A 19,918-nucleotide genomic window follows, 5' to 3' on the forward strand; every position below is an offset into this window, starting at 1 on the left:
TCGCTGGATGAACGAAGATCAAGGCCCGACAATCGCGCCGCCAATTACCGAGCTGCCGATCAAGACCGCCAAGGGCGGATTCTATCATGGCTTCAGCACGCATGTGACGATTCCGTCGAAACTGATCGTGAGCATGCTGATTGTCTGGGCGATCGCGTTTCCCAGTATGGCGAACAAGACCCTCGGTATTGCCAATGAGACGATCATCCACCTGTTTTCGAGCTGGTATGTCCTGCTGGTCGGGCTATTTCTGGTCTTCTGCGTCGTGCTCGCGATCCTGCCGATATCGGGACGCCTGAAGCTGGGGTGCCCGGGCGACGAGCCGGAGTTTTCGCGCTTTTCCTGGTTCGCCATGATGTTCGGCGCCGGGCTTGGCATCGGCATGTTGACCTATTCGACGGGCGAACCCCTCTCCCACCTGACCAACAATCCCGAAATCATCGCCGGACATGTCGGCGCCGTGACGCAGGAGGCGGTTGGCCCTGCCTATCTCTATTCCTACCTCCACTGGGGCTTTTCCGCCTGGGCGATCTATGCCACGATCGGCCTCTCGGTCGGCTATGTCGCCTATCGCCGCGGCCTTCCGTTGACGATCCGCTCGGGCCTGGTGCCGCTGATCGGCCACCGCCTGACCGGGCTACCGGGGCACATCGTCGATATCGTCGCAGTCGTAGCCACCATCCTTGGAATTGCCGTTACCCTGGGGCTTGGGGTCGAACAATTTGTCCAAGGCCTCAATCGCATCGGCATGGGTGACTGGCTCCTCAACGCGGATGGGCTGGCGTCCAATTCCGCGATCGTGGTCGCGTTGCTCATAATTGTAGGGGCTTCGACGATATCGGCGCTCTCGGGTGTAGGCAGGGGGATCAAGTGGCTTTCAAATCTCAACCTAGTCCTCTCACTCATCCTATTCGCGGCCTTCCTCATTTTCGGCGCGACGCTGTTCAGTCTCAAGCTGATTACATTCGGCACTTTCGATTACCTCCTGTCTCTGCCTCGGCTTGCCTTCACCTTCTCGCGGCCTGACGGGACGGAGATCGGCAATGCCATCGCGCAGTGGCAACTCGACTGGACGGTCTTCTACTGGGCCTGGTGGATCGCCTTTGCGCCCTTCGTGGGCATGTTTGTCGCCCGCGTCTCCAAGGGCCGCACGGTGCGCGAATACATCATCGGCGTCGTCTTGGCCCCGGCGCTTATGTGTTTCGTCTGGCTCTCCGTGATTGGCGGAACCGCGGTCGACCTTGTCATATCCGGCGCATCGAATGGCTCGATCCTCTCGACCGTCATGTCGGACCAGCTCTACGCGACGATCTCTGCCCTGATGGATTCGGGGCTGGCTCATGCCTTTTCGATCCTCGTCGTCGTTTTGCTGCTGACTTATGTCATCACCAGCGCGGATAGTGCGATCCTGATCGTCAACACGATCAACGCCGCCGGCAAGGATGACGATCACGGTCGCCAGCACACGCTGTTCTGGGGCGTTGCGATCGCGCTGGTCGTGGGCAGCCTGCTGATCATCGGCGGGCTCGATGCCGTCCGCACAGCGATGATTATCGGGGCGCTGCCGTTCAGCTTCGTCAGCGCACTAATGGCAATATCGGTAGGCAAGGCCATCTGGCGGGATTCGATCCGCGAAAAGCACGGCGTCGCTTCCACCCTGCCGATACCGCCGGCAAACGGTTAGGTTCAGTGTCCAGGGCCGCGTGGCCACTCTCCACGCGGCCCGATGGATCAATCAGCTGATGTTTGAATCGGGGAAGCTCGCCTTGCGATCTTCCATGAACTTCACGAGTTGCGCATCCACGCCCGGATCGAGCTCCGGCGGCGTGTAGCTCGCGAGCAATTCCTTATAGAGCGTCTCTGCCCGCTGCTCGGCGGTTTGCGCGCCGTCTTCGGTCCACTGTTCGTAGCTGTTGTTGTCGGCAATCGTCGAACGGTAGAATGCAGACTTGAAATTGCGCTGGGTGTGGCTGCAACCAAGGAAGTGCTGCCCCGGTCCGACTTCGCGCAGCGCGTCCATCGCCTGGCCGTTCTCGCTCAAGTCGACACCCTTGGCATAGACCGCGAGCATCGCCGCCTGGTCCGCGTCCATGACAAACTTTTCATAGCCCATTGCAAGCCCGCCTTCGAGCCAACCCGCAGTGTGGAGCATGAAATTGACCCCCGCTAGAAGGCCCTGTTGCAGCGTGTTCGCCGCTTCATAGGCAGCCTGTGCATCGGGCACCTTGGAGGCGGTGAAACCGCCTGCGCTGCGGAACGGCACACCAAGTCGCCGGGCGAGCGCAGCGCCGGTGTTGATGACCAGCGAAGCCTCCGGCGTGCCGAAGGTGGGCGCGCCAGACTGCATCGACATGGACGAGACGAAGTTGCCGTAGATCACCGGAGCGCCGGGACGGATCAATTGCGCCAGCGACATTCCCACCATGCCTTCCGCCAGGCTCTGCGCCGCGACGGCCGCCACGGTCACCGGGCTCATCGCGCCCGCCACGATGAACGGGCTGACCATCACCGCCTGGTTGTGCCGCGCATAGACCTTGAGCGAACCGAGCATTGTATCGTCGAAGGTCATCGGCGAGTTGGCGTTGATCAGGTTCACCAGCACACAGTTATTTTCGACGAAGTCCTCGCCAAACACGATCTTCGCCATCGTGACCGAATCTTCCGCCCGGTCGGGGTGAGTGACCGAACCCATGAAGGCCTTGTCGCTGTATTTGATGTGCGAATAGATCATGTCGAAATGCCGCTTGTTGACCGGCAGGTCGACGGGTTCGCAGATCGTGCCGCCCGAATGGTGCAGGCTGTCGGCCATGTAGGCCAGCTTCACGAAATTGCGGAAGTCCTCGATCGTTGCATAGCGGCGCCCACCTTCGCGGCTGTAAACGAAGGGCGAGCCATAGGCGGGAACCAGCACCGTGTTCTTGCCGCCGATCTCGACATTGTTGGCCTGATTGCGAGCAAATTGCGTGAACTGCCTGGGCGCGCTCTTTTGAATAAGCTCGCGGCACATGCCGCGCGGGAAGCGCACGCGCTCACCATCGGCTGTAGCGCCAGCCTTGACGAAGATTGCGATCGATTCCGGATCGTCCTTGATGTCGATTCCGATCTCTTCGAGAATCGTGTCGGCATTCGCCTCGATGATCGAATAATCCGCATCGCTGAGCACTTCATAGGGCGGGATGTTGCGCTCGATATAGGCTGCTCGCGCTGGCGTTGCTGCAGCCGCTGCCTCCGCGCGGCCGCGCCGCCCACCCGATCGACCTGGTCTCGCCATTTCCGTATTCCCTCTTGCTAGGCCCGTTCGCGGTTGCGGCGCCTGCGGCCCCGACCACCCGTGCTGTCTGATGAATTCTGGGGCGCGGTGGGGAAGTCCATCGCGCCGACAAAATACTCCTGAAACCTCGGCTCGGTCGCGGTTTCGACCTTTTCGATCTGCCTGACTGCTTCGACCAGCTTCGCCTTTTCTGCCCGGTTGTAGAGCGCCATCGCCGCGCCCATTCCCGCGGCATTGCCGATCGAGCGGATCTTGCCCTCTTCCGCCCCCGGAATGATGCCGATCTTCGCAACGTAGCCTGAGTCCAGGTGGTTGCCGAAAGCGCCGGCAAGCAGCACCTCGTCGAAGCTTTCGCAATCCAGGTAATCGGTCAGCAGCTTCACGCCCGCGGCGAGAGCGGCCTTGGCCAGCTGCACCGCGCGGACATCTGTCTGCATGATGTAGATCGGGCCATCGGGCCGATCGAGCAGCAGGAACTTCCAGCTCTTTCCTTCGGCCACGAAGCGGTGTGGTGCGACTTCGGGCCGGAACAATCCGCTCCTGTCGATCAGCCCGGCGCTGGCAAGCTCGACCATGACTTCGAATATGCCCGAGCCGCAGATGCCGGTGGTGCGGTGCTCCAGCGCGGATCCGTCCGCGTCTGACAGCCATTCGTCATGGCCGATGATCTTGACCCGCGGCTGGAAGGTTTCCGGGTCGATCCGCACGCGTTCGATCGCGCCGCGGCTCGCACGCACGCCCGCGTGGATTTCCGCCCCTTCAAATGCCGGTCCGGTTGGCGAGGAGGCAGCCGCCACACGGCCGCCGTGCGACAATACGATCTCGGCATTGGTGCCGATATCGACCAGCAGGACGGAGCGCCCCTCCATCTCATCCATCTGGGTGAGATAGGCACCGGTCGTATCCGCGCCCACATGTCCGCCGATCAGCGGCAGCATGGTGACGCGCGCACTCTCCGACAGGCCGATGTCGAGAATCCTAGCCGGAACTTCGAACATTTCCTTGGTCGCCAGTGTGAATGGCGCTTGCCCCAACTCGACCGGCGAAATGCCAAGGAAGAGGTGGTGCATGATCGGATTGCCGACCACCATGACTTCCAGGATCTGGTTCTGACCCAGCAGCAGCGTGACACGCGCCTGTTCCAGCATGGCAGCAACCTGTTCGCGCACGACGCGGGTGAGCTTCTCTTCACCGCCCTTATTGAGCATACAGTAGGAGACCCGGCTCATCAGGTCTTCACCGAAGCGAATCTGCGGGTTCATCGCCGACGCTTCATAGGCGAGCTCGCCCTGCGAAAGATCGTAGACATAGAGCGCGATCGAGGTCGAACCGATGTCGATCGCCGCGCCATAGACGTTGAAGGGCGAAGGGGGCCAGATATCGATGATTTGCCGGTCGTCTCGTACCACTGCGATCAGCCTGCGGTCGTTCTGCGCCAGTATTGGCTGCAGCTTGACCAGCGTGCGGTGACGCGGGCTGGTTTCGATTTCGAATTGCCGCAAGGCGCGGATCAGCGATTCCGCATCGGAGGGGTTGTCGTCCAGTCCCTGCTGCGGAAGTTCGAGCATGTAGAGCTGCACCGACGGATCGAGTTCGGTGAGGAAAGCCACGCTCGCTTTCGATATGCTGCTTTCGTATTCGCGTGCATCAGCAGGAACTTCGGCGACGACATCGCCCTGGATTTTCGCCCGGCAAGCGAGCCGCCGGTCTGAAGGCATCAGGCCCTTCCTGACGGCAATCTCTTCGCTGCGCGTGAACTCGCTCAGACAGGTTTCGCTGACGGTTATGCCGTATTTGGCATGGCTGCCTGGTTCGACTTCGACCTGGCAACGCTTGCACATGCCCTTGCCGCCGCAGATCGACTGCATGTCGACCCCGGCTTCAAGCGCGACGTCGTAGAGCGTCTGCCCTTCCTGCGCGGTGGCGCGGATGCCTGACGGCGTAAAGATGACCCTGTGTTCAGCCATCGTAGTCGAGCGTCAGCACCCTCCCTTTGGATGGGCCGCCCACTGCGGCAGACCGTCACTGATCGTGTAGTATTCACCCTTCTCAGCGGTGAAGATATGCCCGCGAGGCGCGAGCCCATGCGTATCGTCGAGACTGCCAGCAATCACGCTTACAGTCGAAGAGTTCGGCTGGCGCCAGAGCATTGGGCTACCGCATGCGGCGCAGCGGCCCAGCTCGGACGTGCCCGAATGCGGCGACCATTGCAGTTCGCCGTCGGAATCGACGCGGTCCTTCTCCGTCCTGCAGGCGGCAAGGAAATTGCCGGTGACCTTGCGGCACTGGCGGCAATGGCAAAACCAGATGTCGCGCAGGCCTTGGGCGCGGAAAGTGACCGCGCCGCAAAGGCACTGCCCTGTATGGCTATCAGCCACGACGGCGACGGCTGCCGCGGCGGCCACCGCGTCCTTCGCCGCCCTCGCCTTCCGCCGGCGGCTCGCGATAGGTGCGGATCCAGTTGGCGCAATTGGGATCGACACCGTTCAGCACGTCGGCTGCCTTGATCGCCGGGACGAGCCCATCATGCAGCGGATTGACGATTGCGCTGGTCATCCCCGCGCATTGCAGCATGGGGAGGAAGGAGTTGTTGATCGCATGGCGATTTGGCAGGCCGAAACCGATGTTGGAGGCGCCACAGGTCGTGTTGACCTTGAGCTCTTCGCGCAAGCGGCGGATCAGGTGGAAAACGTCCTTGCCGGCCTTGTTGATCGCGCCGATCGGCATCACCAGAGGGTCCACTACAACGTCTTGCGGCTTGATCCCGTGATCCTGTGCGCGCTCGACGATCAGCTTGGCGATCTCGAACCGTTCGTCAGGATCTTCGGAAATGCCTGTTTCGTCATTCGATATGGCGACCACCGCCGCGTCATATTTTTTCACCAGCGGCAGCACACGCTCCATCACCTCGTCTTCAGCGGTGGTGGAATTGACCAGTGCGCGGCCCTGATAGACTGACAGGCCCGCTTCGAGCGCTTCGATGATCGAGGAGTCGATTGCCAACGGTACGTCTGTGATAGACTGGACCAGCTGCACCACCTCGGCCAGGATCCTGGGCTCATCGGCCAGCGGAATACCGGCATTGACGTCCAGCATCTGCGCGCCTGCGGCAACTTGCGCCAGTGCGTCGGCCTGGACGCGCGAATAGTCGCCTTCTTTCATCTCGGCGGCCAGCAGCTTGCGTCCGGTGGGATTGATCCGCTCTCCGATCATCACGAAGGGCTGGTCGAACCCGATCGCGATTTCCTTGGTCGCAGAACTCAATACTGTGCGTGTCATTCGGCTTTCATCCTTATGCCTGAGCCGCCTGGAACTGGTGTTCGATATTTGAATGGAGCGCATCTTCGGCACGTTTGAGCGACCACGGTTTGCGGTCGCCCAGAACGCCAGATCGCGTGACGATTTCGCCCACGAACTGCTCCTGCCGGTAAGCCATCAAATGGATGCCGCTGATGCCTTCGATCTCGGCAAGTTGCTGCATCAGTTCGACCGCAATTGTGCGGCCTTCTTCGCGCGGTTTCTCCGCCTGTTCGAGCCGCCGCACGATCCCATCGGGAATGTGCACGCCTGGAATGGCGGAGCGCAGCCACATTGCGGTCTTTGCACTGGCCAGCACGCCCACACCCATCAGCACATGGCACTGCTCAGTCAGGCCCATGTCACGCGACCGCGCCATGAAGTCGCGTGCCATTTCGATGTCGAAGCAATATTGCGACTGCACGAACTGCGCACCGCCAGCGATCTTCTTGGCAAACTGGTCGACGCGATTGGCGATCGGCGGAGCGAAGGGATTGATCGACGCACCGAGGAACATGCGCGGAGCTTCATCGAGCGCCCGCCCCGAGAGGAAGCGGCTGTCGTCGCGCAGCGTCTTAAGAGTTTGCAGCAGAGAGACCGAATCGAGATCGAAGACCGGCTTCGCTTCAGGATGATCGCCTACGCTCACGTCGTCGCCCGAAAGGCAGAGGACCGAGCATACGCCCAGTGCGGCCGCGCCCAGCACATCGCCCTGGATCGCAATGCGATTGCGGTCGCGGCAGGAAATCTGGATGATCGGCGAATAGCCCACGCGGGTTAGCAGAGCACACACGCCCAGGCTCGACATGTGGCAATTGGCGCCCGAGCCGTCAGTGGCGTTGATCGCATCGACATAGCCGTCGAACAATGAAGCGCGCCGCAGCACTTCGTCCGGGTCGGCGCTATCGGGCGGCGCAATTTCGGTCGTGATCGCGAAGTGCCCCGTGCGCAACACGCGCTCGAAGCGGCCGTGCGACGAATGGCCTTCGCGCATCGGCAGCGGATCGCCCGGGTTGGCGCCAAATTCGTCAAAATCGAATTGTTCAGTCATTGCGCGCCAGCTTGAGCCATGATGAGGTGCCCTTGTCGCGCTGGTCGACGGCGAACTGGACTTCGCGAATGGCTGCGGCACCGTCGCGCATTCGGCTCGCCCCATCCCATGCCGCGTGCCAAACGCAGCGCATATTGGGCTTTACCTCGCACATGCCGTTTTCGCGCACGCCGCCACAAGGACCGTTGCGGATCGTTTTCGGGCAATTCATCGGGCAAGACATGCCAGTGCTCGAAAGCACACAGTTGCCGCACATCTTGCAGTCGAAGAAGAAGCCCTTGGCGTGGCGTTCAAATGCGGTAATCGGACGGTCCAGCCTGGTACCGAACAGTTTGCTCGTGCCACGCAACAGGCCGAGAGTCAGCGGCTTGGCCAGGGAATAGAGCCGCTCCATCCCGCGCGAATGGCGCACGGACCACAGGCGCACGCTATACAAGCGCCACATCCGCTACCGCTTCGGCGAGGTCGCCATAGCCAACCGAGCGATAGACATAGTTGAGCTTGAGTTTTTCGGCCGCATCGCGTGCCTTGATCTGCAGCAGCGGCGCGTCGGTCTGCGCAAGATAGACGAGATCGCGATAATTGCCGAAATAGATGTCGCGCAAATGCGGCAGCCGGTCGAGACCAAGCCCCTCGATCACCAGCCGGTCGAAATGCTTGACCAGATAATCGGTCACGAAGAAGCTGCCGATCTCGGCTTCGGTTATGTCGCTGAACAGGCGCGAAGTGGCAAAGAATTCATAGCAATGTGCATGCGGAAGGCGCTGCGCGTCATGCTTCTCCAGCACCTTGTCGAGCGCGCCGCAAGTGCCGCAATCGCCATAGCCGACCAGCACGCGGTCGTATTCACCCCGGTGCTCGGTCAGATAGGCATCCACGCGCGGCGCAATTTCCGCCGGGCGATTATGCAGTTCGGCAGGCAGACACTGCAGTTTGAGCAACTCGGCGCCGCTGCCCAATTGATCGCGCAGCGCAATCACCTCTTTGGCCAGCGCGCCGCAGGCAAGAATCAGGTTTGGCCGCACGCCAGCACCTGTTTCCAGAGCGCGGCCCGCCGCCAGTGCCATCAGTGGTTCCGCCCAACGAGGGCACGGGCAAGTTCCGAGCTCATCGCCGCATCGCGCCCGTATTGGGTTGCGCCGATCGCATCGGCGAATTCCTGGTTGAGCGGCGCGCCGCCAACCATCACGGGCAGTTCCTTCATGATACCGCGCTTGTCGAGCTCTTCGATCACCACGCCCATATAGGGCATGGTGGTGGTGAGCAGCGCCGACATGCCGAGGATGGCGGGCTGGTGCTCGTCGATTGCGGCGAGATAGTTTTCGATCGGGTTGTTGATGCCCAGATCGATGACTTCGAAGCCGGCACCTTCGAGCATCATGCTGACAAGGTTCTTGCCGATATCGTGAATGTCGCCCTTGACGGTACCGATGACATATTTGCCCAGGCTGGCCTTGCTTTCGCTGGCCGAGAGGATCGGTCGCAGGAGCTCCATGCCGGATTTCATCGCCGCGGCACATTGGAGCACTTCGGGCACGAACAGGATGCCGTCGCGGAAATCGACTCCGACGATGCGCATACCTTCGACCAGGGCATCACTCAGGACCTCATTTGCGTCCCAGCCGCGCTCGAGCAGGATTTGCGTGCCTTCATGCACCTCATTTGCGAGGCCATCGTAAAGGTCGTCCTTCATCTGCTCGACGAGATCTTCGTCATTCAGATCGCGCAGGATGATGTCTTCTTCGTCACTCATCGGCCAAATCTCCCCCACACGCTTCTGCCGCCGTCGGGCAGGAATGGTCGTATGAAGCTGCCAAATTGCGACCGGAGGGCGATTCTGTCTTTTCGCAATCCGACGAGAAATGGTATAAATCCGCCATTCGCACGGCTCTCGAAGCAGTGCGACTCATGCGCGCCATCGGGTTGGCGCGGGGAGACAATAAATGGCTGATTTAACAGACCAAATTCGGCCCAACCGAATTGTATTTCTGCTCTTGCCCGAATTTTCGATGATGGCGTTTTCAGCCGCGCTTGAGCCGTTGCGGGCGGCAAATCGCATGTATGACGGTGAACTCTACGATTGGAAGCTGGTGAGCACCGATGGAGAGCCGGTTACCGCCAGCAATGGCGTGACGGTTTCCGTGGGCGGCATGCTCGACAATAGCCAGCCTTGCGACATGCTTGTGGTATGCGCTGGCCTGAACACGGCGACGCATTGCAACAGGGAATTGGCGGCCAAATTGAGGCCCCTGGCGCGCACTACTCCGATCGTCGGCGGTGTATGCACTGGCAGTGTTGCACTCGCGAAAGCGGGGCTTTTGGACGGATATCGCTGCACGATCCATTGGGAAGACCTGATCAGTTTTGCCGAAAACTTTCCGCATCTTGAGATCACCGGCCGGCTTTATGAAGTCGACCGGGACCGCTTCACATGTTCGGGTGGCATCGCACCGCTCGACCTGATGATCCACCTGATCGGCCGGGACTTTGGGCGCGAACTGGCCGCCAAGGTCGCCGAACAGATGATCCACCATATGGCGCGCGAAGCGCATGAGCCGCAGCGACTATCGCTGATCGAGCGAACCGGCGTGCGTCATCCAAAACTGCTCCAGGCGCTGGCAATCATGGAAGAAACGATAGAAACACCGCGCTCGCTCGACATGATCGCAGCGATGGCGCACCTTTCAGCGCGGCAGATGGAAAGGCTGTTCCAGTTCCATTTCGCGCGCACGCCCAAGCGGTATTACCTCGACTTGCGGCTGGCACGGGCCCGGCATCTGTTGCAGCATACCGCACTGTCGATCGTACAGATCGCTCTGGCGACGGGGTTTTCTTCGGCTGCCCATTTCAACAAGGCCTATCGGCAAGCCTTCAATCACACGCCCAGATCGGAGCGGACAGGCAAGTCTGAGCCTTCCGGCATCTCGAAGGATCCGCCATCCGAGGAACTGGCTCGAAACGAATCCGAAGGGTAGGCTTCAATCCTCTTCGTATGCGCGTTCGTCGATCTCGAACACGGCTGGCGTCGAGGCCGGTATCGGAACGAAATCTTCCTGTTGTTCGGTCGGAACCGGCTTGCTGGCCGCCATCCGCGCGAGCCCGAATGCAAAAAGCAGGGTATGGATCGCGGCAGTATATCCAAACAGTGCCAGCGGCCCGAAGGCACCCATCGCAACTGGCGCCACAAGCGGACCCACAACCGATCCGATGCCGTAAATTAGCAGCAATCCGCCGCTGACCATGACAAAGTCCTCCGGGTCGGCATGGTCGGCAGCATGCGCGGCACTCAATCCGAATATCGCCATGCCGAACACGCCGTATCCGGCCGCGCCTGCGAGCAGCATCAGAAGCGAATAATCGCCGACAAGCGTCAGGAACGCCCCCGCCATTGCCGCGCCTGCCGAAGCAAAGACGAGCACCTTGCGCCGGTCGATCAGGTCGGAAAGGTATCCGATCGGCCATTGCGTCAGCGCGCCTGCGATGATCGCAGCACTCATGAAGCTTGCAACCATCGGCGCGCCATAGCCCATCCCCTGCACAAAGACGGGGCCGATCGACCAGAAGGCGGCATTGGTCAGCCCGACCGAAAGCGAAGCCGCGACGGCTAGCGGCGAGACGGTCCATAGGGTGCGAAGGTCAAGTTCCGCCTTTTGCGGTGGCGACGGATGCTCGATCGGCGTGAGTGCCACCGGGACGATCGACAGGGCGATCAGGATGGCAACGAGTGAAAACAGCATGTAGCCGCCCGGGTCGGCCAGCAGCAGCAGATATTGCCCGATTGTCACCGAACCGAAATCCACCATGCGGTAGATCGAGAGAACCTGACCGCGATTGGCATTGGTAGAGCGTTCGTTGATCCAGCTCTCGATGATTGTGTAGAGGCCGGCGAAGCAGAAGCCGATCACGAAGCGTAGCGCGAACCACAGCACGGTGCCCGGCTGAATTGCGTAGATCAGGCTCGCCGCCGCAGCCAGTGCGGCGAGTGCCGCGAATACCCTTATGTGTCCGACCCGGCGCACCATGTTCGCCGCCAGCAGGCATCCAACCACGAAACCGGCGTAATAGCCCGCCATGACCACGCCGATCGCCCCGAGCGCGAAGCCTTCAAGGTTTGCCCGCACCGAAACGAGCGTATTCTGCAGTCCACCGCCTGCCAGCAATATGCCGACGGAAATGAGGAGTGGCCCCAGAGAGACGAGAATGCGGCGCATGGGCGGGGATTAGCGATTCGCGAAAGGCGCGTCAGCCCGGCGATTTGCGGAATGCAGTGGAGAATTTTGAACTTCTGCAGAGCGCGAGTCCGCTGCAAGACCTTGGACAAGCGGAGCAACAGGGGCATTAGCGCCGCTTGAACCCCGGATAAGAACCGCTGATTGCGGGCGCAAAACTGAAGAAGCCGCTCGACGCGGCATCGCGCGCAAGGCAATTTGGCGGCTTGCCCCTATGCGAGGAGCCTCTGGCACATGAGCGTCAGCCTGTTCGAATTGTTCAAGATCGGAATTGGTCCCTCGAGCTCCCACACGGTTGGGCCGATGGTGGCTGCGCGGCGCTTTGGTGAGTTTCTATCTGATAATGAATTGCTTGGGCGCGTCGCGCGGGTGCAGGTCGACCTCTACGGCTCACTCGCGCTGACCGGCAAGGGGCACGCGGTAGACACCGCGCTGATCCTGGGCCTCGCGGGTGAGGAGCCCGCCAGCGTCGACCCCGATGCAGTCGAAGCCATTATCGGCGAGGTCCGCTCAAAATGCGAGATCGCGCTGTTCGGACGCGAGACAATCGCATTCAATCCGGAGAAGGATCTCAAATTCCGGATGCGCGAACGCAAGCCATTCCATTCCAACGCGATGGGCTTTGAAGCATTCGACGGCGCTGGTGAAAGCCTGGCCCGGCGGCTCTATTATTCGATCGGCGGCGGATTCGTGGTGGATGAGGATGAAGCCGGAATCAATTCCCGCTCTCCCATGGAAAGCGACATTCCGCATGATTTCGCATCGGGTGCGGAACTGCTCGAAATGTGCGAAGCCGAGGGTGTTTCGATTGCCGAGCTGATGATGCGAAACGAATGTGCCCACCAACCGCGCGAGGATGTCGAAGCCGGAATAGACGCAATCGCCGGGACCATGATGGCCTGTATCGATCGGGGTTGCCGCGAAACCGGCGTGCTGCCCGGCGGGCTGAACGTCAAGCGCCGCGCGCCCTGCATTGCCAGCGAACTGCGCCAGCGCCAGGAAGCCTCGCTAAGCGAGCCGCTCGGCACGCTTGACTGGATCAATCTCTGGGCGATGGCGGTGAACGAAGAAAACGCCGCGGGTGGTCGCGTTGTCACGGCTCCAACCAATGGTGCGGCGGGAATCATCCCGGCGGTACTACGCTATTACGAGCGCTGCTACCGCGGCACCCCCGAAGGCAAGCGCACCTTCCTGCTGACCGCGGCTGCAATCGGCGCGCTCTACAAGCGCAATGCCTCGATCTCAGGAGCCGAGGTCGGCTGCCAGGGCGAAGTTGGCGTCGCCTGTTCGATGGCGGCGGCGGGGCTTACGGCAGCGCTGGGCGGCAATCATTGGCAAGTCGAGAACGCTGCGGAAGTGGGCATGGAGCACAATCTGGGCCTTACCTGCGATCCGATCGGCGGGCTGGTGCAGATTCCCTGTATCGAGCGCAACGCCATGGGAGCGGTCAAAGCGATAGACGCCAGTCGGCTGGCACTTATGGGTGACGGCAGCCATATGGTCAGCCTGGACAAGGTGATCGCAACGATGTGGCAGACCGGACGCGACATGCGCGACAAGTACAAGGAAACCTCGAAGGGCGGCCTCGCAGTAAACGTGGTGGAATGCTGAGGAACTAAAGCTCGCTCGCGGCCTTCACCAGAACGCCCCAGGTGAATTCGGCAAAGCTGCGCCACACCTCGATCACGAAGCGGGTTTCGCTTTCGCGGATCAACAGAATCTCGACACCCTCGAAGATCGTGCGCTTGCCGCTGCCAACCGGGAAATTCGCCAGGTCGAGCGGATTGCCCGATTGAACAACCTCAACAGCGCGCGGACCTTCCACCGCAATCGCGATCTGACGTTCCGACACATCGGCAATGCTCACCGGCTGGCCCGATGCATCGGGCATGGCGGTGCCAGCGGGCGCGCGCCACAGCCATTCGTCAGGGCCGATGCACAATACGCCATCGGCCATAGTACCGATCCGGCGAGGCAAGGTGCCGGGCAAGAGAGCATCGAGCTGCCCTGCATCGCGGGCGCGCAGCGAATATCGCGCCAAAGGCGGCTCAAGCGAGACAGTTGCCGCGTCGAAATGCGCGGGCACGGTCGGCACCGGTTCATTGCGGACAAGCGCGTCAACCATTGAGCCGCTCCCCTTCAGGATCGTAGAACACCATGTCGCCCACCTTGGCGCGGATCACCTTGTCCTCCATCGGGATATGGAGCACGTCACCCTTGCGGCCATGCCCGCCTGCAACCAGCGCCAGAGCGATCGAGCGACCCAGAGCCGCGCTCCAATAGGATGAGGTGACATGGCCTAACATTGTCATCGGCTTGGGCTGGTTGGGATCGGCGACGATCTGCGCGCCTTCCTCCAGAACTTCGTTCGGGTCCTCGGTCAACAGGCCGACGAGCTGCTTGCGCCCGTCCGCCACGATGTCCGGTCGCGAAAGCGAACGCTTGCCAACGAAATCGAGTTTCTTCTTGCCGATCGCCCATTCGATACCAGCGTCATAGGGCGTCACCGTGCCGTCGGTATCCTGACCGACGATGATGAAGCCTTTTTCGGCTCGCAGGACGTGCATTGTTTCTGTGCCGTAAGGCGTAATGCCGAACTGTTGCCCCGCTTCAAACAGCGCCTCCCACACCATACGGCCGTAGGCGGCAGGCACGTTGACTTCAAAGCCGAGCTCTCCAGTGAAGCTGACGCGGAACAGCCGGGTCGGCACGCCGCAGATCGAGCCTTCGCGCACCGCCATGTGCGGGAAGGCGTCGGGCGAAAGGTCGATCCCTTCCACGAAGGGAGCGATCACATCGCGCGCCCTGGGTCCTTGCAAGGCAATCACCGCCCATTGTTCTGTCGTGCTGGTCAGCCAGACATCGAGATCGGGCCATTCGGTCTGGAGATAATCCTCCATCATGTTCAGCACGCGCGGCGCACCGCCGGTTGTCGTCGTGAGATGGAAGCGGTCATCCGCCAAGCGGGCGGAGACGCCATCATCGGTGATGAAGCCGTCTTCCCGCAGCAGCAGACCATAACGGCAGCGACCGGGCTGCAGCATCTTCCACGGGTTGGTGTACATGCGATTGAGGAACTCGGCTGCATCGGGGCCGACGACCTCGATCTTGCCTAGCGTCGACGCATCGAAAATGCCCACGGCATTGCGCACGGCCAGGCACTCGCGGTTGACGGCTGCATGCATGTCCTCACGGCCCTGCGGGAAATAGCGAGCACGCCGCCACTGGGCGACCGGTTCGAAAACCGCGCCATTTTCTTCGGCCCAGCCATCGATATTGGTCTTGCGGGTCGGCTGGAACAGCGCATCCTTCGCGTGCCCGGACATCGCACCGAAAGTCTGCGGCGTATAGGGCGGGCGGAAGGTGGTGAGGCCGATCTGCTGCACCGGTCGGCTGAGCGCGTTGGATGCAAGTTGCAAGCCGTTGAGGTTGCTGGTCTTTCCCTGGTCGGTCGCCATACCGGTGGTGGTGTAGCGCTTGATGTGCTCGATCGATTTGAAGCCTTCGCGCACGGCCAGATCGATATCCTTCGCCGTCACGTCGTTCTGGAAATCGACAAAGGCCTTGATCGTCGCCGGGTCCTTGGGGGTCGGTAACCGGTCGATGATCACGCCGTTGCCGAAATCCCAATCGCCCGCGCATGCTCCCACGCAGCGCACATTTTCGTTCGGCCTGTCGGGCAGATAGGCGCCCCAGCGTTCGTTCCAGGCGATCGATCCCTTGGAATGCGACCACAGGTGGATGCTCGGGGTCCAGCCGCCCGCCATCAGTAGGGCATCGCAATTGACCGAGCCGCGCGGCGTGCCGTCATAGCCACCGATCTTGACACCCGATACGGCATGCCTCCCGGCAACTTCGATCACGCTCGCGTCCAGCTCGACCCGGATTCCGCGATGTCCGGCACCTTCGATGAGCTCAGCCGAAACCTCGCTGCGATAATCGACGATGGCAGCCACGCGCGCGCCCGCGTCGTGCAGCGCGAAGGCATCGTGCCAGCCGCTGTCATGCGCGGCCATCAGCGCGATATTGCGACCCACCGCCACGCCGTAGCGATGGAGATAGGTGCGCGCGGCAGAGGCGAGCATGACACCTGGGACATCATTGCCTTCGAACACCAGCGGGCGTTCGATCGCGCCTTGCGCCAGCACCACCTCGCCCGCACGGATGCGCCACATCTTCTCGCGCGGACCGTTGCCGGTCTCCGCAAGGTGATCGGTGATCCGCTCGACCGCACCAATGAAATTGTCGTGGTAATATCCCATCGCGGTCGTGCGCGTGAGCAGGCGGACATTGTCTGCAGCTTCGAGCCGAGCGACGCTCTCCTCAAACCAGGGCCACTGGGACGGATCGGCCAGTGCACCGCCGCCCAGCTCATCCTGCTCGTCAACCAGGATCACTCGCCCACCTCTTCCGGCCGCAGCGAGCGCGGCCTCGATACCCGCCGGGCCGGCACCGACCACCAGCACTTCGCAATGCGCATAGGCAGCGGTGTAATGATCGGGATCAGGTAGCTCGGGAGCGTCGCCCAGGCCTGCCATGCTACGAATGGTCGGCTCGTACAGCTTCTCCCAGAAACTGCGCGGCCACATGAAAGTCTTGTTGTAGAAGCCCGCCGGGAAGAACCGCCCCAGCCGGTCGTTGATCGAACCGAAATCGGTCTTGAGCGAGGGCCAGCGGTTCTGGCTGGTCGCACTCAATCCATCATAAAGCTCGACATTGGTGGCGCGCAGATTGGGTGTGAAACGCCCCGGCCCGCGCGTGACCGAAACCAGCGCGTTCGGCTCTTCCGAACCTGCGGCAAGCAATCCGCGCGGCCGGTGATACTTGAAGCTGCGCCCGAACAGCACTTCACCATCGGCCAGCAGCGCACTCGCCAGCGTATCGCCGGCGAAACCCTGTCGCGCGCCTCCGTCCCAGGTGAAGCCCACCTGGCGCGAGCGATCGACCCGCCCGGCACCGTCAACCCGCCAGCCGCTCATTTGCGTGGCTCCCCGGCCTTGTAAGTGGTCTCGAACTTGTCAGTCACCGTATCGCGCACGGCGTTGAAGAATCGGCCGCAGCCGAAACTGTGCCGCCAGCGTTCATGGTGCCGCCCGCGCGGGTTGTTGCGGATGAAGAGGTACTTCTCCCACTCTTGATCCGACAAGGCAGAGGGATCCTCTGGCCGCGCGATATGCGCTTCACCGGCATAGGCGAATTCCACTTCGGGGAGTTCCTGCTCGCAATAGGGACAACGGATCAGCATCATGGCCCGACCCTCCTCAGTGCGCCACGGCGGCCGCCGCCGCCTCGTCGATCAGCCGCCCGTTGCGGAAGCGATCGAGGTTGAAAGGTGCGTTGATCGGATGCGGCTCGTCCTTGGCAATAGTCCAGGCGAGCAGGTCGGCTGCGCCCGGCGTGGCCTTGAATCCGCCCGTTCCCCAGCCACAATTGACGTAGAGACCCTTGACCGGCGTCTTGCCAAGGATCGCGGAGCGATCGGGCGTGACGTCGACCGTGCCGCCCCAACTGCGCAGCATCCGCATCCGGCGGAAGATCGGGAAAATCTCGCAGATCGCGGCAATGTTGTGCTCGATTATGTGAAGCGCACCGCGCTGCGAATAGCTGACATACTGGTCGGTGCCCGCACCGATCACCAGCTCGCCCTTGTCGGACTGGCTCATATAGGCGTGGACGGTGTTCGACATCACGACGCAGGGGAAGACCGGCTTGACCGGTTCGGACACCAGCGCCTGCAGCGGAAAGCTTTCGAGCGGGAATTCGAGCCCAGCCATCTGCATGATGACTGAGCTGTTGCCGGCTGCCGACACGCCCACTTTCTTCGCGCCGATGAAACCGCGTTCGGTCTCTACGCCTTCGATGGCGCCATCCGCGCCGCGGCGAATGCCTGTGACGGCGCAATTCTGGATGATATCGACGCCCAGCGCAGCCGCCGCACGGGCATAACCCCAGGCGACGGTATCGTGCCGCGCAGTGCCGCCGCGCCGCTGCAATGCGGCCCCAAGCACTGGATAGCGCGCGCCCGGATCGATCGAGAGCGGCGGGCAGTATTCCTTGGCCTCTTCAGGCGTCAGCCATTCATTATCGACGCCGTTGAGACGGTTGGCGTGGATGTGCCGCTTGAAGCTCTGCACGTCATGCACATTGTGCGCGAGCATCATAACGCCGCGCTTGGAGTACATGGTGTTGTAGTTGAGCTCCTGGCTCAGCCCGTCCCACAACTTGAGCGCGTGATCGTAAAGATGCGCGCTTTCGTCATAGAGATAGTTCGAGCGGATAATGGTGGTGTTGCGGCCGGTATTGCCGCCGCCCAGCCAGCCCTTTTCGATCACCGCGACATTGGTGATGCCATGCTTCTTCGCCAGGTAATAGGCCGCACCGAGCCCGTGCCCGCCCGCGCCGACTATGATCACATCGTAGTTCGCCTTGGGGGCGGCATCAGGCCACTGCTCGGGCCAGCCCTTGTGGCTGCCCAGTGCCTTGGCAAATAGGGTGAGTGCGCTGAACCGGGTCATGCCTGTCCCTCGAAGTTGATGGTATGGATCGTAGGCATCAGCGCTCCATCTTCGCTGGTTGTGACTCCGCACGCGCCGCGCGGGCGCACATTGCAACCGCCAGTGCCAAACCCTGCCCTGCGACCGGCGCTCCGCATCGCGGGTCCAGCAGTTGTCAGTGCCTGGGCACCTCTACGAAAATGGGGGGCCATGCCTTTCATCCCGGGCTGTCCCCGCAGATCGCACCCTCGACCGGGCCAGCCGCAACCGGCGTTCCGTCGACAATCGCAAGGTCCGGCAGCCCGGAAATTGCATGATCGGCATCGACCGGAGCGGCTTTCGGTTCGGTTGCGGAGCGCACGAGATCGTTGAGCGCCGACAGGCTGCATTCCACGTAGAAATTCTTGAAGGATTCGACGAGATACTCCTCGCGCGCATACATGCCCTGGCGGTAACCATCGGTGGCGATGCCCCGATGGTTGATCTCGGCCAGCCGGCTGTCCTGGAGGTTCGTCTCGCGCCAAACCGCGGTGAGGTTCTCAACCGTGTAGTCTTCGAGCTCGATCGCATCCTCGTGTACCAGCCAGCTTGTGCGCAGCAGGGTCTTGTCCGGCGCAATGGGCACAACGCTGAACGTGATCGCATGGTCACAGCAGAAGTGGTGCCAGCTGTTAGGATGGGTCCAGACAGAAAGGCTGGTTGGAGCAGGCTCGTCGAAATCCCAGATCAGTTTGCTGCTTGCAGGCGTGCCATCAAGCGTTTGAGAGACTGCACCCTTGGCCAAGCCGAGCCGAGCAACCCGGTGCCACCAATTATCCGGAAACTCGATGAGATCGCGGTGAAAGCCCCGCTCCTTCCAAAGCGCGACGAACGCCGCGACATCGGCGCCGAGCCCGTCTTCCGGGCTGCCGTCGCCAAAACCGTCGCCACTCAACGAATTGAGCAGTTCAGGATGGTTGCTGTCACAATGGTAGCATTCACGATTGTTTTCCATCGTGAGCTTCCAGTTGGCATTCTCGATCAGATCATCCTGGTAGGCGACCTTGAGCCGGTCGAGATTGTACAGACCCACCTGCTGGCCGACATCTTCGCGCACACGATCGATCGGCGGGGGATTGTCCGCAAGGCAGATGAACAGCAGGCCCGCAACATTTTCGATCGCCACCGGGTGCAGACCGTGTTCGGACTTGTCGAACCCGTCGGGCATGTTTCGCGCTGCCATCAGCTTGCCGTCCAACCCGAATGCCCAAGAGTGATATGGGCATGTAAAGCGGGGTACGCGGCCCTGGGTATCGCCGCATAGCTGGGCGCCGCGATGGGTGCATGTGTTGTAAAACGCGCGAATCTCCTCGTCCTTGCCACGGACGATGATTACCGAATTGTTCGCCATGTCGAACCGGTACCAGTCCCCCGGATTCTTCACATGCGCCACCGTGCAGGCGAACAGCCACACCGATTTCAGCATCACCTGCGTATCGAATACATAGGCCTCCCTGCTGACATAGAGGTCCTGCGGCAGCGTGTAGCCATTCCGGTTGCGCGCGAACATCGCGGCCATTGCATCGAGATTGAGCAT

At 61.5% G+C, this 19,918-nt stretch carries 17 protein-coding genes; 3 read left to right on the forward strand and 14 right to left on the reverse strand.

Going from position 1 to position 19,918, the window contains the following annotated elements:
• Positions 1-7: 7 nt before the first annotated feature.
• Positions 8-1,684 (forward strand): BCCT family transporter, encoded by a 1,677-nt coding sequence (locus tag ACQY6C_RS06730; protein ID WP_427966542.1) that lies wholly within the window; start codon positions 8-10, stop codon positions 1,682-1,684.
• 51 nt (positions 1,685-1,735) lie between these two features.
• On the opposite strand, the gene ACQY6C_RS06735 is transcribed toward ACQY6C_RS06730, so the two are convergent.
• Genes ACQY6C_RS06735 through ACQY6C_RS06770 form a run of 8 tightly spaced genes read right to left on the reverse strand, consistent with a single transcriptional unit; the run spans position 1,736 to position 9,372 of the window.
• On the reverse strand, positions 1,736-3,271 hold the full coding sequence (locus ACQY6C_RS06735; protein WP_427966545.1) for a trimethylamine methyltransferase family protein: 1,536 nt from the start codon (positions 3,269-3,271) through the stop codon (positions 1,736-1,738).
• Between the two features lie 17 nt (positions 3,272-3,288).
• Positions 3,289-5,238 (reverse strand): ASKHA domain-containing protein, encoded by a 1,950-nt coding sequence (locus ACQY6C_RS06740; RefSeq protein ID WP_427966548.1) that lies wholly within the window; start codon positions 5,236-5,238, stop codon positions 3,289-3,291.
• Positions 5,239-5,250: 12 nt separating this feature from the next.
• Positions 5,251-5,649 (reverse strand): GFA family protein, encoded by a 399-nt coding sequence (locus tag ACQY6C_RS06745; protein WP_427966551.1) that lies wholly within the window; start codon positions 5,647-5,649, stop codon positions 5,251-5,253.
• On the reverse strand, positions 5,642-6,550 hold the full coding sequence (locus ACQY6C_RS06750) for a dihydropteroate synthase (RefSeq protein ID WP_427966554.1): 909 nt from the start codon (positions 6,548-6,550) through the stop codon (positions 5,642-5,644). The genes ACQY6C_RS06745 and ACQY6C_RS06750 overlap by 8 nt, the downstream gene beginning before the upstream one ends.
• A 13-nt stretch (positions 6,551-6,563) precedes the next feature.
• Entirely contained in the window at positions 6,564-7,619 is a 1,056-nt protein-coding gene (locus ACQY6C_RS06755) for a methylenetetrahydrofolate reductase (RefSeq protein WP_427966557.1), read from the reverse strand.
• Positions 7,612-8,046, reverse strand: a complete 435-nt coding sequence (locus ACQY6C_RS06760) for a methylenetetrahydrofolate reductase C-terminal domain-containing protein (RefSeq protein WP_427966560.1) — start codon at positions 8,044-8,046, stop codon at positions 7,612-7,614. Before ACQY6C_RS06760 ends, ACQY6C_RS06755 begins: the two co-directional genes overlap by 8 nt.
• A 1-nt stretch (position 8,047) precedes the next feature.
• Positions 8,048-8,686 carry a DUF1638 domain-containing protein gene (locus tag ACQY6C_RS06765; RefSeq protein WP_427966563.1) on the reverse strand — a complete coding sequence of 213 codons (639 nt, stop codon included), beginning with the start codon at positions 8,684-8,686 and terminating at the stop codon, positions 8,048-8,050.
• The gene (locus tag ACQY6C_RS06770) at positions 8,686-9,372 is read right to left on the reverse strand and encodes a corrinoid protein (RefSeq protein ID WP_427966566.1); all 687 of its coding nucleotides are present in this window, start codon (positions 9,370-9,372) and stop codon (positions 8,686-8,688) included. The genes ACQY6C_RS06765 and ACQY6C_RS06770 overlap by 1 nt, the downstream gene beginning before the upstream one ends.
• Positions 9,373-9,562: 190 nt before the next feature.
• Between ACQY6C_RS06770 and ACQY6C_RS06775 the strand changes: the two genes are divergently transcribed.
• Positions 9,563-10,594: a GlxA family transcriptional regulator gene (locus tag ACQY6C_RS06775; protein ID WP_427966569.1), complete on the forward strand. Its 1,032-nt coding sequence runs from the start codon at positions 9,563-9,565 to the stop codon at positions 10,592-10,594.
• A gap of 3 nt (positions 10,595-10,597) precedes the next feature.
• Here ACQY6C_RS06775 and ACQY6C_RS06780 read toward each other — a convergent pair whose 3' ends face one another.
• Positions 10,598-11,830, reverse strand: a complete 1,233-nt coding sequence (locus ACQY6C_RS06780) for an MFS transporter (RefSeq protein WP_427966572.1) — start codon at positions 11,828-11,830, stop codon at positions 10,598-10,600.
• A gap of 252 nt (positions 11,831-12,082) precedes the next feature.
• On the opposite strand from ACQY6C_RS06780, the gene ACQY6C_RS06785 reads away from it, so the two are divergent.
• A complete protein-coding gene (locus ACQY6C_RS06785) occupies positions 12,083-13,459 on the forward strand; it encodes an L-serine ammonia-lyase (RefSeq protein ID WP_427966575.1) in 1,377 nt (458 codons plus the stop codon).
• Positions 13,460-13,463: 4 nt separating this feature from the next.
• Here ACQY6C_RS06785 and ACQY6C_RS06790 read toward each other — a convergent pair whose 3' ends face one another.
• The 5 genes from ACQY6C_RS06790 to ACQY6C_RS06810 form a co-directional block, all read right to left on the reverse strand.
• Positions 13,464-13,973 carry a sarcosine oxidase subunit gamma gene (locus tag ACQY6C_RS06790; protein ID WP_427966578.1) on the reverse strand — a complete coding sequence of 170 codons (510 nt, stop codon included), beginning with the start codon at positions 13,971-13,973 and terminating at the stop codon, positions 13,464-13,466.
• On the reverse strand, positions 13,966-16,827 hold the full coding sequence (locus ACQY6C_RS06795; RefSeq protein WP_427966581.1) for a 2Fe-2S iron-sulfur cluster-binding protein: 2,862 nt from the start codon (positions 16,825-16,827) through the stop codon (positions 13,966-13,968). The genes ACQY6C_RS06790 and ACQY6C_RS06795 overlap by 8 nt, the downstream gene beginning before the upstream one ends.
• Complete coding sequence (locus ACQY6C_RS06800; RefSeq protein WP_427966584.1) at positions 16,824-17,096, reverse strand: sarcosine oxidase subunit delta; 273 nt, start codon at positions 17,094-17,096, stop codon at positions 16,824-16,826. Before ACQY6C_RS06800 ends, ACQY6C_RS06795 begins: the two co-directional genes overlap by 4 nt.
• A 13-nt stretch (positions 17,097-17,109) precedes the next feature.
• Complete coding sequence (locus ACQY6C_RS06805) at positions 17,110-18,363, reverse strand: sarcosine oxidase subunit beta family protein (protein ID WP_427966586.1); 1,254 nt, start codon at positions 18,361-18,363, stop codon at positions 17,110-17,112.
• A 196-nt stretch (positions 18,364-18,559) separates the two neighbouring features.
• Positions 18,560-19,918 (reverse strand): aromatic ring-hydroxylating oxygenase subunit alpha, encoded by a 1,359-nt coding sequence (locus tag ACQY6C_RS06810; protein ID WP_427966589.1) that lies wholly within the window; start codon positions 19,916-19,918, stop codon positions 18,560-18,562.

It is taken from the genome of Altererythrobacter sp. (assembly GCF_050299635.1).
Lineage (GTDB): Bacteria > Pseudomonadota > Alphaproteobacteria > Sphingomonadales > Sphingomonadaceae > Erythrobacter.